14 protein-coding genes and 1 pseudogene are annotated in these 14,051 nt (G+C 61.6%); 7 read left to right on the forward strand and 8 right to left on the reverse strand.

Features of this window, described 5'->3' with window-relative positions; genetic code table 11:
* Positions 1 to 12: 12 nt before the first annotated feature.
* Positions 13 to 1,236 carry a TolC family protein gene (locus A7317_RS03980; protein WP_069075242.1) on the reverse strand — a complete coding sequence of 408 codons (1,224 nt, stop codon included), beginning with the start codon at positions 1,234 to 1,236 and terminating at the stop codon, positions 13 to 15.
* A 108-nt stretch (positions 1,237 to 1,344) separates the two neighbouring features.
* Positions 1,345 to 2,250 carry a cation diffusion facilitator family transporter gene (locus tag A7317_RS03985; RefSeq protein WP_024073227.1) on the reverse strand — a complete coding sequence of 302 codons (906 nt, stop codon included), beginning with the start codon at positions 2,248 to 2,250 and terminating at the stop codon, positions 1,345 to 1,347.
* Between the two features lie 216 nt (positions 2,251 to 2,466).
* Here A7317_RS03985 and A7317_RS03990 point away from each other — a divergent pair, with 216 nt between their 5' ends.
* On the forward strand, positions 2,467 to 3,837 hold the full coding sequence (locus A7317_RS03990) for a gluconate:H+ symporter (protein WP_024073226.1): 1,371 nt from the start codon (positions 2,467 to 2,469) through the stop codon (positions 3,835 to 3,837).
* Positions 3,838 to 3,840: 3 nt separating this feature from the next.
* Here A7317_RS03990 and A7317_RS03995 read toward each other — a convergent pair whose 3' ends face one another.
* Positions 3,841 to 5,130, reverse strand: coding sequence for an MFS transporter (locus A7317_RS03995; protein ID WP_024073225.1), 1,290 nt, complete (start codon positions 5,128 to 5,130; stop codon positions 3,841 to 3,843).
* Positions 5,131 to 5,315: 185 nt separating this feature from the next.
* Between A7317_RS03995 and A7317_RS04000 the strand changes: the two genes are divergently transcribed.
* Positions 5,316 to 6,734: a short-chain fatty acid transporter gene (locus A7317_RS04000; protein ID WP_024073224.1), complete on the forward strand. Its 1,419-nt coding sequence runs from the start codon at positions 5,316 to 5,318 to the stop codon at positions 6,732 to 6,734.
* A gap of 37 nt (positions 6,735 to 6,771) precedes the next feature.
* On the opposite strand, the gene A7317_RS04005 is transcribed toward A7317_RS04000, so the two are convergent.
* Complete coding sequence (locus A7317_RS04005; RefSeq protein ID WP_024073223.1) at positions 6,772 to 7,116, reverse strand: DUF86 domain-containing protein; 345 nt, start codon at positions 7,114 to 7,116, stop codon at positions 6,772 to 6,774.
* Positions 7,113 to 7,403 (reverse strand): nucleotidyltransferase family protein, encoded by a 291-nt coding sequence (locus A7317_RS04010; RefSeq protein ID WP_024073222.1) that lies wholly within the window; start codon positions 7,401 to 7,403, stop codon positions 7,113 to 7,115. Before A7317_RS04010 ends, A7317_RS04005 begins: the two co-directional genes overlap by 4 nt.
* Positions 7,404 to 7,546: 143 nt before the next feature.
* Here A7317_RS04010 and A7317_RS30970 point away from each other — a divergent pair.
* From A7317_RS30970 to A7317_RS04030, 4 genes and pseudogenes are all read left to right on the forward strand, one after another.
* Positions 7,547 to 7,824 (forward strand): annotated as a pseudogene (locus A7317_RS30970) (hypothetical protein).
* A 94-nt stretch (positions 7,825 to 7,918) separates the two neighbouring features.
* On the forward strand, positions 7,919 to 9,619 hold the full coding sequence (acpA, locus tag A7317_RS04020; RefSeq protein WP_069075243.1) for an acid phosphatase: 1,701 nt from the start codon (positions 7,919 to 7,921) through the stop codon (positions 9,617 to 9,619).
* A 122-nt stretch (positions 9,620 to 9,741) separates the two neighbouring features.
* On the forward strand, positions 9,742 to 10,911 hold the full coding sequence (locus A7317_RS04025; protein WP_069075244.1) for a hypothetical protein: 1,170 nt from the start codon (positions 9,742 to 9,744) through the stop codon (positions 10,909 to 10,911).
* Between the two features lie 142 nt (positions 10,912 to 11,053).
* Entirely contained in the window at positions 11,054 to 11,578 is a 525-nt protein-coding gene (locus tag A7317_RS04030) for a hypothetical protein (RefSeq protein ID WP_024073218.1), read from the forward strand.
* On the opposite strand, the gene can is transcribed toward A7317_RS04030, so the two are convergent.
* Positions 11,575 to 12,219, reverse strand: a complete 645-nt coding sequence (gene can / locus A7317_RS04035) for a carbonate dehydratase (protein WP_010213394.1) — start codon at positions 12,217 to 12,219, stop codon at positions 11,575 to 11,577. The two genes, A7317_RS04030 and can, sit on opposite strands and share 4 nt — an antisense overlap.
* A gap of 154 nt (positions 12,220 to 12,373) precedes the next feature.
* Between can and A7317_RS04040 the strand changes: the two genes are divergently transcribed.
* Complete coding sequence (locus tag A7317_RS04040; RefSeq protein ID WP_024073217.1) at positions 12,374 to 12,676, forward strand: hypothetical protein; 303 nt, start codon at positions 12,374 to 12,376, stop codon at positions 12,674 to 12,676.
* 121 nt (positions 12,677 to 12,797) lie between these two features.
* Here the strand turns inward: A7317_RS04040 and rimI are convergent, their stop codons facing one another.
* The gene (gene rimI, locus A7317_RS04045; protein WP_003188286.1) at positions 12,798 to 13,250 is read right to left on the reverse strand and encodes a ribosomal protein S18-alanine N-acetyltransferase; all 453 of its coding nucleotides are present in this window, start codon (positions 13,248 to 13,250) and stop codon (positions 12,798 to 12,800) included.
* The gene (locus tag A7317_RS04050) at positions 13,243 to 13,986 is read right to left on the reverse strand and encodes a hypothetical protein (RefSeq protein ID WP_051448866.1); all 744 of its coding nucleotides are present in this window, start codon (positions 13,984 to 13,986) and stop codon (positions 13,243 to 13,245) included. The genes rimI and A7317_RS04050 overlap by 8 nt, the downstream gene beginning before the upstream one ends.
* Positions 13,987 to 14,051: the final 65 nt, after the last annotated feature.

Consider the following 14,051-nt stretch of genomic DNA (forward strand, 5'->3'; position numbering starts at 1 on the left):
CTCCAGGAAAAATCAGAACCGGGCGAGGTCGCCGTAAATCCGTTCGATACGTACCCAGGCCTCGGTGGCCTGGGCGGTCGCCGTGAGGTATTGGGTGCGCGCGGCGATCAAGGTGCGCTGGGCGTCGAGCACGTCGAGGAAGTTGAACTTGCCCATCTCGAAGCCGCGGGTGGCAGCGTCCACCGCGCTCTGGGCGGCGGGCAGGATCTGCTGGTTGAACGCGCGCACTTCGGTATTAGCGGTTTGCCACTGGTCCAGGGCCTGGCGGGTTTCGGTGCGCAGGCGCAGTTCGGCGGCGTTGCGCTGGTCACGGGCCTGGTCGGCGCGGCGCGTGGCGGCGAGCACGTTGCCCTGGTTGCGGTTGAACAACGGGATCGGCATTGACACCCCCACCAGGTTCACCCGCTCGCGCGCGCTGGCGTCGTATTGGCTGCCGATGGACACATCAAGGTCGGGAATACGCTGGGCTTTTTCCAGGCCAATGCTGGCTTCGCCCTGCAGGATCTGCAGTTCGGCCAGGCGCAGTTCAGCGGTCTGTTCAAGGCGCGCCAGCAAGTGCGCGGCGGGCGGCAGTGGCGGTGTGGCAGGGCCTTGGGTGGCGACGGCCTGGAAGTCGGTCGCCGCACTCCCGGTGCTGGCGGCGAGGCGGCGATAGGCGTCGGTCAGGCCCATCTGCGCGCGGTTGAATTCAAGGCGGATCTCCGACAACTGCACCTGGGCGCGAGTGGCCTCCACCGGCGACGATTTGCCGGCAGTGACGCGACCGTTGGCGACCACCAGGCCGCGTTCGGCCAAGGCCAGCGAGCGTTGCGCGAGGTCGAGGCGTTCCTGGGCGCGCAGGGCGCCGTAGTAACCCTCGATGACATCGGCGCGCAACCCATTGCGGCGCTGTTCCAGGCTCAGCGCGGCGGCGTCCTGGGCGCGGGTGGCCACATCGATGCGCGCACCGCGCTTACCGCCCAGCTCCAGGGTCTGGCTGAGTTTGACGCTGGTGGTGCGGGTACTGCGGCGGGTGTCCTCGGCATCCCAGGATGCCACGGGGTTGGGGATCAGGCCGGCTTGTTGGCGAGCGCCCTCGGCAATCCCGATTTCCCAGCGCGCAGCGGCCAGGTCCGGGTTGTTGGCGAAGGCCGTTTGCAGCGCGGAGTCGAGGGTCAGGGTCTGTGCACCGCCCCCTTGCGCCGTCGCCAGAAACAGGACGAGCGAGCACAGTAATGTTCTTGCACCAGTTGGCATAACGAAAGTTCCAGGCCCATGAATGGCGGATAAATCCAAGCCGGGGCACTGTAGCGTTCGGTACTTATCAGGGCGGTGGGCAGAACATTACAAATCCGTTAGCCAGGATCAGGCATGCACCTCGTCATGTTCGTCATGCTCAAAGCCGTCGCCTTCGACCTGGACCGTCGCATGGGAAATATCAAATTGCTCATGCAGCAATTCCGTCACCTGGGTGAGGATGTGTTGTTCCGTGCCGGACGCCGAATCCGCCACCAGGTGCGTGCTCAGCACGTTCTTGCCACTGGTGAGTGCCCAGATATGCAGGTCGTGCACGTCCTTGACCCCAGGCACACTGCGAATAGCCTGCTCCACCTGATCGATATCGATACCGTCCGGCACGCCCTGCAGCAGCACGTTCATGCTCTCCTTGAGTAACGTCCAGGTGCGGGGCAACACCCAGAAACCAATCGCGGCCGCGACCAGCGAGTCGACCCAGCCCCAACCGGTAAACAGAATCACCACCGCCGCGATGATCACGCCAATGGAGCCGAGCATATCGCTCCAGACTTCGAGGTAGGCGCCCTTCACGTTCAGGCTTTCGCCGCTGGCGGCGCTGAGCAGGCGCATGGCGATCAGGTTGACGATCAACCCCAGCACGGCAATCACCAGCATGCCGGTGGACTGGATCTCGGCGGGTTCACGCAGGCGTTGATACGCCTCGTAGAGGATGTAGAACGCAACGGCGAACAACAGCAACGCGTTGAACGCTGCCGCGAGAATTTCGAAACGCGCATAGCCGAACGTGCGCTTGCGGTCGGCGGCGCGCTTGGCCACTTGGATCGCCACCAGGGAAATGCCCAGGGCCAGGGCGTCGGTCATCATGTGTGCGGCATCGGATAACAGCGCCAGGCTGCCGGTGATAAACGCGCCGATGACCTCGGCAATCATGAAGCTGCCGGTCAAGCCGAGGGCGATCCATAACAACCGTTCGTGACCGGCGCGTACCTGGGCGTGGCTATGTCCTGCGCTCATGGAAAATCCTCTTGAGACGGGTGCGGTGGATCATAGTGCTATAGGCCAACGTCACCGCTACAGGTTGCAAAATTGTCATCCGCGCGCCAGCAGCGCGTCATCCTTGGTGCACCAAAAGTGCACTTGAACGCTCTGGAACAGTTGTATCAGGTATGCTTTTCGAGCAGGAAACAAAAAGAAACATATTTCCCAACCTGTTCGATAAGGAGTCCCGTCTTGGTGTTATCGACTGCTGCGTGGATGGTTCACGACACCCGCCTCATGTTTTGCGTCCTGTTGGCCATCGCCAGCATCATCGTGCTGATCAGCGCGACCAAGTTGCCGCCGTTCCTGTCGATTCTGATCGGCACCTTTATCGCGGGTGTCGGCGCCGGTTTGCCGCCCGAAGAAGTTGCCAAAGCCTTCAGCAAAGGCGCCGGGGCAATCCTCGGTGAAGCCGGCATCATCATCGCGCTGGGCTCGATGCTCGGCGCGTTGATGGCCGAATCCGGCGCGGCCGACCGCATCGCCACCACCTTGCTCGGATTGGGCAAGGGCAAGTCTTTGCCGTGGGTAATGGCGCTGGTGGCCATGGTGATCGGCCTACCGCTGTTCTTCGAAGTGGGGCTGGTGATGATGGTGCCGATCATCTTCGTGATGGCCAAACGTTCGAACCAGCCGCTGCTGAAAATCGCCATCCCGGCGCTGGCGGGCATGACCACCCTGCACGCCCTGATGCCACCGCACCCAGGGCCGCTGATCGCGGTGGGCGCGTTGCACGCCGACCTGGGCCTGACCATGTTGCTGGGCTTCTGCCTGGCGGTGCCGGCGGTGATCCTGGCTGGGCCGCTGTATGGCAACTGGTTGTCCAAGCGCCTGCACGTGGATGAACCGGCCGACATCGGCGCGCTGTTCAGCGCACCGCCCAAGGCCCCGCGCCAGCCGAGCTTTGGCGTGTCGTTGCTGATCATTTTGCTGCCGGTGATTCTGATGCTCGGCAGCACCCTGGCCAAAGTCGCGCTGCCGGCCGACAGCACGCTCGGCTTGACCTTGAAGTTCCTCGGTGAACCGCTGATTGCCCTTGGCCTGGCGGTCATCGCCGCCGTCGTTTGCCTGGGCTGGGCCGCCGGCATGCCACGCGCCGATGTTGGCAACACCCTGCGCAAGGCCCTCGCGCCTATTGCCGTGCTGCTGCTGACCATCGGTGCCGGCGGCGGCCTCAAGCAAACCTTGCTCGACGCCGGCGTCAGCCAGACCATCAGCAAGGTCGCCGAAGGCGCGCACATGCCGTATCTGTTGCTGGCCTGGCTGATCGCCGTGGCCCTGCGCCAGGCCACCGGTTCAGCCACGGTGGCAACCACCACCACCGCCGGCATCCTCGCACCGATGATGGCTGGGCTGGCGGCGACGCAAAGCTCATTGGTGGCCCTGGCCATCGGCGCCGGCTCGGTGTTCTTCTGCCACGTCAACGACGCCGGGTTCTGGATGGTCCGTGAGTACTTTGGCCTGCAGTTGAAGCAGACGATTTGGGTGTGGTCGGTGTTGCAGACCATTGTGTCAGTCGTCGGTTTGGTCGGTACGCTGCTGCTGTGGCACTTCTTGACCTGACACTCAGGCAGTCAAGGTGTGGCGCTTGCCAAACAGCGCCACACTCCCAACCCCCACCGCGCCCATCACCACGCAATACCCCACGCAAATCCAGGGGCTGGTGGGCATCAACGCGATCAACATCAGCGGCGTGGTACTCGCCCACACTGCATAGGCGATGTTGTAGGTGAAGGAAATCCCCGATACTCGCACCTGCGCCGGAAACAGGCCGACCATCACCGACGGCACCGCGCCCACAACACCGCAACTCAAGCCCGCCAGCGCGTACGCGGCGCCGAGCCAGATGCCGCCGCTGATCAGGCTGGCGTACAGCACGAAAATACCCACCGGCAGCAGCAGACTGTAGACCAGCACCGCGCGCCAGGCGCCGATGCGGTCCACCAACAGGCCGGCGAGCACGCAGCCGATGTTCAGGAACACGATGCCCAGGGCGCTCAAGGCGAAGGTGTGGCTGGGCGTCATGCCGAACGTTTTCTGCATCATGGTCGGGGTGATGACCACCAGGACCACCACCGCGGAAGTGAGCACGCAGGTGAGGATCATCGCCGGCAGCAAGACGGCGCGATGGTCGCGCAATACGGTGCGCAGCGGCAGTTCGGCAGCAGCTTGGCGGCGAGCCTGCATTTCCAGGAACACCGGGGTTTCGCTGAGCCAGCGGCGCAGCCAGACGCCGATCACGCCGAATACGCCGCCGAGCAGGAAGGGGAAACGCCAGGCGTAGTCGAGGATTTCAGCCGGGGTGAAGACCTGCGCCAGCACCGTGGCCGTCAGCGCACCAAGCAGGTAGCCGAAGGTCAGCCCGGCTTGCAGGAAGCCCAACGCGTAACCACGGTGATGACGTGGTGCATGTTCGGCGACGAAGGTCCAGGCGCTGGGGACTTCGCCGCCCACCGCTGCGCCTTGCAATACGCGCAGTACCAGCAGGATCAGCGGTGCGAAATAACCGATTTGCGCGTAGGTTGGCATGATCCCGATAAGCAGGCAGGGCAATGCCATCATCAGGATGCTCAGGCTGAACACGCGCTTGCGCCCCAGATGGTCGGCGAAGTGCGCCATCAGGATGCCGCCCAGCGGCCGCGCCAGGTACCCGGTGACGAAGATGCCAAAGCTTTGCAGCAGGCGCAGCCACTCGGGCATTTCGGGCGGGAAGAACAGTTGGCTGAGGGTCAGCGCGAAAAACACGAAGATAATGAAGTCGTAGATTTCCAAGGCTCCGCCCAGGGCGGCCAGGCCCAGGGTTTTGTAGTCGGAGCGAGAAAAACGCTGCGCCTGTAGAACAGAGGTGGCAGTCATGTTGAGGCTCGGCAGGCAAACAAAATGGCGTGCAGGTTATGAGCTGAGCCGGTTGATGGCAATCGCGGCGGATATATTTGTTTTCCTCATGGATCGATGAAGATAACTGCATTCCCATATCAATGGCCGTAGCGGAACATGCCGTAAAACTGCCAAAACCATAATAAATACAAGAGGAATGACTCGTGGCCAATGCTATCGAAGAAAGCCGCTATGCCCGATTTGCCCTGCGTTGTTCAAACTTCGCCGAGCGCTGGTTCCCTGACTCCTGGGTGTTTGCCGCGCTCGCCGTGATCATTGTGGCTGTGGCGACCCTGGGCATGGGCGCTGCCCCCGCCGAAGCCGCAAAAGCCTTTGGAGATGGCTTCTGGAGCCTTATCCCGTTCACCATGCAGATGGCCTTTGTGGTGATCGGCGGTTATGTCGTGGCCAGTTCGCCGCCGGCGGTGAAGTTGATTGATCGCCTGGCACGCATCCCCAGGAACGGTCGCTCGGCCGTGGCGTGGGTGGCGCTGATCTCCATGGTTGCCTCCTTGCTCAACTGGGGCTTGTCCCTGGTGTTCGGCGGGTTGCTGGTGCGCGCACTGGCCCGTCGTACGGATTTACGCATGGACTACCGCGCGGCTGGCGCGGCGGCCTACCTGGGCCTCGGTGCAGTATGGGCGCTGGGGCTGTCGTCGTCGGCCGCGCAATTGCAGGCCAACCCGGCCAGCCTGCCGCCGTCGATCCTGTCGATCACCGGGGTGATCCCGTTCACTGACACGATCTTCCTGTGGCAATCGGGCGTGCTGTTGCTGGCGCTGATCGTGGTGTCGCTGATCATCGCCTACGCCACCGCCCCCGGTCCGAACAGCGCACGTGACGCCAAGGCCTGCGGCGTCGACCCGGCCTTCAACCTGCCCAAACCGCAAGCCCCGACCCGCCCTGGCGAATGGCTGGAACACAGCCCGTTGCTGACCATCCTGCTGGCGCTGCTGGCAGCCGGCTGGCTGTTCCATGAGTTCTCGACCAAGCCGGCGATCAGCGCCATCTCGGGGCTGAACACCTATAACTTCCTGTTCATCATGGTCGGGGCGCTGCTGCACTGGCGCCCGCGCAGCTTCCTCGATGCAGTGGCCCGCGCCGTGCCGACAACCACCGGCGTGCTGATCCAGTTCCCGCTGTACGGCTCGATCGCCGCGCTGATGACCGTGGTCAAGGGCGGCGACGGCCAGACCCTGGCGCACCACATCTCGACGTTCTTCACCTCCATCGCCTCCCACGATACGTACGCGCTGTTGATGGGCGTGTACTCGGCGGTGCTGGGGTTCTTTATCCCGTCGGGCGGCGGCAAGTGGATCATCGAAGCGCCTTACGTGATGCAAGTGGCCAATGACCTGCAATACCACCTGGGCTGGGCGGTGCAGATCTACAACGCCGCCGAAGCACTGCCGAACCTGATCAACCCGTTCTATATGCTGCCGTTGCTGGGGGTGCTGGGGTTGAAGGCGCGGGATTTGATCGGGTTTTCATTCGTGCAGTTGCTGGTGCACACGCCGCTAGTGTTGTTTTTGTTGTGGGCGTTGGGGACGACGTTGAAGTATTTGCCGCCGGTGATGCCTTAATCTGCGGGTGACGCACCTGTTGTTGCAACAGGTGCATTCATGCAGGGGCACTGGGGAGTCGCGCCAATAAATCGGGCAATGCGCTCTGGATTGTGTCCCAAACCACATCAAGGTTGATATCGAAATAACCGTGGGCTATCCGATTGCGCATTCCACGCATGCTCCGCCAAGGAATCTGTGGATGACCCACCGTGAACTCCGGGTGCTGATCCATGATTTTTGTCGACGCTTCACCCAAGATGATCAAACTCATGATCACTGCTTGTTGAGTACGCCTGTCTTCCAGAAACTCCTCTTTGCTCAAGCCTTCGACAAAGGTGATCGCGTCAGTTGCGGCCTGCCTGATGTGATTCAAATAATCCCCAAGGCGGTTCGAGGTCATATCTGCCGAGCCTCTGCCAACACTTTTGCGCGAAACTTCACAGGCAAATCGGCAGGCGTCAGCAAGTCAACATTGACCCCGAGCAGATCCTCAAGCTCGACCTGAAGCCCACCCAGATCAAAAAGAGTGGTTCCGGGGGGGGCGTCGACCAAAAGATCAAGGTCGCTACCCTCTACGTCAGTACCTCGTAACACAGATCCAAACACCCTGGGATTTGAGATGCGAAAACGGCCCACCACTTCTCTGACGGCGGCTCGCTGTAAGTCAAGGGCAGTTGAAGGTTTCACGGTTCACCTCGGTGACAGCCATTATCGAGCCAGTCTAGCAGCGCTCGCCTCCTGTAGACATATGAAGCTCATCACAGCATTTCTAATGCCCTGGCGAAGTATCGGGAAGATTCGGCAGGGTCTTTTGAAACACCTAGGCCGTCATCAATCGGGATGACAACGTCTCCTTCGTTGAGTACAAGGCCCTGCGCGACGATGCTGACCGTCGCATGAGTGCAGTTGTCCAGGCGTTCGGCCGGCATAACAACGTGACAGCGTTCCAAAAAGCCATGGATGTCGCCATGCAACTCCTGCAAACCAGTGTCATTGATGCAAAAAAACCAGACTGACCGACACAGGCGAAGCCATCGTCAAGGATGCGCTGACGGCGCAGGTGGAGTACTTGCGGGCTGGTAGCCAATTGGCATTGCGTCTGCCGTGATCCCTTGACACCCGCCTGTCTTCCTTTCGTCACATTGCATTGCTACCGTCCTGCGAAATATCTTGCAACATCTCGCCAGCAAGGACTCCCCGCAATGAGTGACGATCACGAAGACCGCCCTGCCCCCGACTCCATCGCCCAACCGCCGGTAGATACCAGCCGTCGGCGCTTCCTGGGGGGCGCGGCGGTGCTGGGGGTTGGCGCGACCTTGAGTGCCTGCGGCAATGGCAGCGAAGCACCGGGCAAGCCAGTGGCACGCCCGCTCACACCGCAGGAGCTGGACAAGGCGTTGCACGACCAGGTGAAGACCGTGGTAGTGATCTATGCCGAGAACCGCAGCTTCAACAATCTGTTTGCGGACTTCCCCGGCGTTGAGAAACCGCTGTCGGCGCTTTCTGCCGCCGACACGCAGCAACGCGACCGCGACGGCAGCTTATTGACCACCCTGCCCCCCGTTTGGGGCGGTGTGTTGCAGGTCGGCCCGCAAAGCGTGGATGGGGTGACCTACCCCAGCGAAGTGCAATTCCAGGAAAACCTGCCCAACGCCCCGTTCGCCCTCAAGGGCCCGAACGCCGAAGACCTGCCCTTGAGCCTGGTCACCCGCGACTTGTGGCACGTGTTCTATCAGAACCAGATGCAGATCAACGGCGGCAAGAACGATGGTTTCGTTGCCTGGGCCGACTCCGGTGGCCTGGTGATGGGGCATTACGCCCAGAGCCGTTATTCCCTACGCTTGTGGGACGTGGCCAAGGAGTTCGTACTCTGCGATAACTTCTTCCAGGGTGCCTTCGGCGGTTCGTTCCTCAACCACCAGTACCTGATCAGCGCCACCGCGCCGTTTTATCCGAATGCCGCGCAGTCGGTGGCCAAGGCGCAGATCGCCACGCTGCAAAGCGATGACCCGACTGACACGCGTCTCAAACCCCTGGATAAATCCCCTGCCAGCGCCATGACCGGCCCGCCGCAGTTCGGCCCCAGTGCGCTGACCCCTGACGGTTACGGCGTGAACACCCTGGCCCCACCCTACTGGCCGACCTGGATTCGCGACCCGGAAAACCCGGACTACGCCAAAGCCGACCTGCCCAACGTGCTGGTGCCGCAAACCCACGAACACATCGGCGACAAGCTATCGAAAAAGAACGTCGACTGGGCCTGGTACGCCGGGGCCTGGCAAGCGACGCTGGACCAATTCAAGGACTCGGGCGGCATTCCGAAGATCCCGAATTTCCAGTATCACCACCAGCCATTCAACTACTTCAAGCAGCAAGGGCCCGAAAACCGTGCGGAGCGTGACAAGCGCTTGCGCGACGCGGGCTTGGGCGACGAATCCAGTACCAACAAGTTCTTCGCCGACGCCGAGGCGGGCAAGCTCCCCGCCGTGACCTTCTACAAACCCCAGGGCAACCTCAATATGCACGCGGGTTATGCCGACGTGGCCTCCGGCGACCGCCATATCGTGCGTGCCCTGAAGGTGCTGCAGGAGAGCCCGCAGTGGAAAAACATGGTGGTGGTGGTCACTGTCGATGAAAACGGCGGCTGGTGGGACCACGTGGCACCGCCCAAGGGCGACCGCTGGGGCCCTGGTACGCGAGTGCCGGCGCTGGTGGTGTCACCTTTTGCGCGCAAAGGCACGGTGGACCATACGGTGTACGACACGGCGTCGATCCTGCGCCTGATTACCCGAGTCTTCCAGTTGGAGACCTTGGACGGCCTCAAGCAGCGGGATGACGCAATGATTGCCCGCGGCCAGAAACCCATGGGCGATTTGAGCAATGCCTTGCAGTTCAGCGTGTAGGACGGCTTATCCAATAACGACACACCCGACGATTTAGGACGCGGTTTTCCCGGTCAGCCGCTACTGTGTGGAGGTGGGCTTTCATCCCGCGCAGACGGGCTTTCGCTGACAAGGAATCAAGTATGTTCAAATCGACCAGGCTGTCCTTCGCCCTGGCCGCACTGATGGCCAGTGCGGTGGTACAGGCCGACATCGAAGTACCCCTGGGTAGCCCGCAACGGGTGACCCAGTTGTTCGCTTACCCCAATAACTGCAACGTGATCTGCTTTCGTCCATGGACGCTGGAGCAGACCGTCGAGCATTACCTGAACCAAAGCCTGCAACGCGACGGCTACAGTCGGGCCAAGGTCAGTGTCAAAACCCATGAGGGCCAGGTCGTCGCGACCTTCAGTGGCGTACCCGACAGCTACGGGCACCCGCTGACGGCACTGCTCGACACCGCCGACCTGGCCTACCGGGGCGCCAGCAAACTCAACGTCGACGGCAAGTGGGCCTACAACTGGTACCTGTTCCTGCCGTTGGGCATGGCCCTGGAAAACCGCAAGAGCATTGAGCTGCTGCACTTCCCCCCGGATTACTCACTGACCCAGGCCCAGGATTACCTGGAATCGGCCACCACCGACCGCTGGGCCACCTTGCTCACCGACAATGGCATACCGGCCACCGAAACCCCGGCCTACCAGACCATCATCGACATCGCGCCCATCGCCGCACCGTCCAACGCCGGCAAGGACTTGGAGAGCGTCTACGGTTACTTCACCGACTACCAGACCCGCATGGTCAAGGAACTGAGCGTGCGGCCCAGCGGCTCATTGCCAATGGTCGCGTTCGGCGCGCCGGTGCGCAGCTGGATCAAGCAACAATACGGGCAAACCGTGGGGGTACTGGGCCTGGCGCAAATCAGCCCGGAAGCGGGTAAAACCGTGTCGGTCCTGGGCTCCAACCATCCCAGCTACATCTGGTATGCGGCCAGCCCCGACACCTATGACGGCGACGAGCAGAAGGCTGACGAAGCAGGCTTGAAAGTGATGGGCCAGGACCTGAGTGCCGCCTGCTGGCAAGCCGGGATGGGGCAAAAACCGGCGAGCGATCCGAATGTGCTACTCAAGGCATGCATGAACACCTGGCAGGTCACGCGCAAAGAACAGACCTGTGAATTGTTCTATACCTCGGTGCGCAACCTGAGCCCCGAACAGGCGAATGCCAAATGCGCCACGCCCGCGATCAAGTCACAGCTCAAACAGCTTAAAAACGCCGTTCCCACCCCATCGTTCGGCATTCCAGCGCTCTAGAGCGCAAAAAAACCGATTTCTACTGTCAACTCTGACAGTAGAAATCGGTTCAATCTTAAGCGAGTCTTGAGCCGGGCCATCCGCTGCAAGACTGGCAGTCAGACACCATCCGCAGGTCGATGCAGCCCTACCAAGGAGAGTTATGAAGACTCAAGCCATGGATAAGGCTAAAACTGTTGCGACTGACTGCCTCTATCCCTTTGCGACATCGCTGTTCGAGCGCGGCTACCCCTCAACCCGCCAGTTTCAAGTGGTGCGCAACCGAAACGGCGACCCCACGGGGATCAAGGCCCGTGTCGCCTTTGACAGCCGAACGCGCATTGCCAAGGTGTCGGGCTACGCCCTCAGCGAGCGGCGCCAGCACACCTTCCAGATCTCATCGCGTATTCATCTGTACGACCGATGGTTCTGCGGCCTGCTGCGTCACTCTTGCAGCCCGAATGTCTATTTCGACACCCACTATCTGGAGCTATGGGCCGTGGTGCCGATTGCCGTCGGAAGCTGGCTGACCATCGATTACGCCGACAGCGGCGACATCTTGCCCCATCAATTTGCCTGCCACTGTGGCGCGCCCAACTGCCGGGGCTGGATCAAAGGCCGAGAGGAACAGATAAACGCCGAGGGGCTGCGCGTGCTGGAGAGCAAGCGCGGCCCCGAATACCGTTAGGCTTCGCCCAACGGGCGCAGGCGATATTGCGGCGGCAGTTGCTCAAAGCCACTGATGGTGGTGTTCAGGCTCTTCCAGCGGCCATCCTTGATGCCATAGATGCAACCATGGATCGACAGGCTCTGCCCACGGTGCCAGGCGTTTTGCACAATGCTGGTATGGCCGACGTTGGCCACTTGCTGGATCACGTTCAACTCGCACAGGCGATCGACGCGCTCTTCTTCAGTCGGCAACTGGGCCAGCAGGTCACGGTTTTCGTAGTACAGGTCGCGAATGGTGCGCAGCCAGCCGTCGATCAGGCCGAACTGGCGGTCCTGCATCGATGCACGCACGCCGCCACAGCCATAGTGGCCAGTGACGAGGATGTGTTTGACCTTGAGTACATCGACCGCGTACTGGATCACCGACAGGCAATTGAGGTCAGTGTGCAGCACCACGTTGGCCACGTTGCGGTGCACGAATAGATCACCCGGCAGCATGCCAACGATCTCGTTGGCCGGCACTCGGGCGTCAGAACAGCCGATCCACAGGTATTCCGGGGTCTGCTGGCGAGCGAGCTTGGCGAAGAATTCGGGATCTTCCTGTTTGATCGCATCCGCCCAGCGTTCGTTGTTATCAAGCAGGTCTTGTAGTTCGTTCATCAGGGAAAGCCTCAGGAATGATGCGCAGTTTTGTGACTGACAACCCGTCGTCCGGGTCACGCCCTGCCGGTGAATAACAAACATGAATCAGCTTGAATCTTTGGGGCGCAGTGCCTGTCCACACACTATAAGCCCCACAGTATGAGGATTGGCCATGACTGAATCACGACGTCCCTACGGTGCTACCCAGCCCGAACCGATTGATGACAACGAAGATCGCATGGGCTCGATGCGCGAGCTGGACTTTGACGAGGACGCACCCTCCGCGCAGACCGGTGATGATTTGACCCCGGAAAACTTGATCCATGAGGATGGCGCGCGGGATGCCAGGGAGGAAGGCGAAGATAATCCGGCGGATTACGATTTGAGTATCGTGAACGAAGATGAAATTGGCGGTGGTAACGGCCTGGATGAGGCCGAACTGGCGGATATCGATCCGGTAGACGGTAACCGCTGACAAAACGTCGTCCTAGATGTGGGAGGGGGCTTGCACCCCGATGGCGGTGTGTCAGTCACTCGATGAGCTGGCTGGTCCACTGCTATCGGGGGCAAGCCCCCTCCCACATTGGGCTATGTATTTAGTCGACCAGGGTGCAGGCCATGACGACCGCATCTTCGCGCCCACCGACGGCCGGGTAGTAATCGCGCCGACGGCCGATTTCATTGAAGCCATAGCGCTCGTACAGCCGGAACGCGCCGGTGTTGCTGTCACGCACTTCGAGGAAACATTCCCGCGCGTTGGCCGCATAGGCGCGAGACATCAGGTGCTCCAGCAGCGCCAGGCCCAGGCCACGGCCCTGGTTTTCCGGCTTAACGGTAATGTTCAGCAAATGCGCCTCGTCGAGGATGATCTGCACCACGCCGTGGCCCACTTGCTGCTCGCCTTCAAACATCAACCAGATCTGGTATTTACCCAGCCCGTCGAGAAAGATCCCGCGGGTCCAGGGATGGCTGAATGCCGCGTATTCGATTTTCAGCACGGCGTCGAGGTCTGCCTCGGTCATCGGGCGGAAGGATAAAGCCTCACTCATCGGTTGTTTTCCAGCGCGCCATCAGCCGGCGCATGGCTTGCCAGACATCAGCCTTACGCTGTGGCTCTTCCATTAATAATTCCAGGCCCGGCAGGGCCCATACCGAGCCCAGGCCTTCGACCTGCAGCTCGCGGTACCACGCCTCGGCATTGGCCTCACCGGCAAAGCGCACGGCAGGCAGGCCGATCAGCCAGAGGCACACGCAGGGTTCGTCTTCCAAACGCGCCGAGACAAAACCTTGGACAAAATCCCGCGCGGCTTCCGGGCCCTGGTCCATCGTGCCGCGCACCAGCAGCGGCCAACGCACGGGGTCGCCGACAATTTGCGGACTGTCGGGCAGGCCGGCGGCGCGCAGCATGTCCTTGAGCAGCATGTAGGCCGGGTCACGGGTCTGGAAGCGCTCGCCGGTAGGCAGTTCCACCAGCAACAGGCAACGTCCGGCCCGTAGCAATTGCAGGGCAAAACGCGGTGGCGGGACGACCGGCGCCTTGACCACGGGGGCCGCTTCTTCAGCGACTACCGGCTTGGCCATCGGCGACGGACGTGGCACCTCGACCTTGGCGCGCTCCACCACCGGCCGCACAGGCGGCTCTGGCTTGACCACCGCCACGGGCGCAGCGGCTTCTTCCCCGGAGGTCTCGAACGCCTCATAGGGCTCGAGCGCCTGCAACAACTCGGGCCGCGACGGGGCGGCAAACGGCAGTTCGGTGCGGGGCAGCCAGTTGACCACCTGCATGGCGGTCAAGTAAGCGCGACGTCGGGACTCGATAAGCACAGCTCGGCCACTTGTGGATAAGTAAA

Source organism: Pseudomonas fluorescens (genome assembly GCF_001708445.1).
GTDB lineage: Bacteria > Pseudomonadota > Gammaproteobacteria > Pseudomonadales > Pseudomonadaceae > Aquipseudomonas > Aquipseudomonas gorinensis.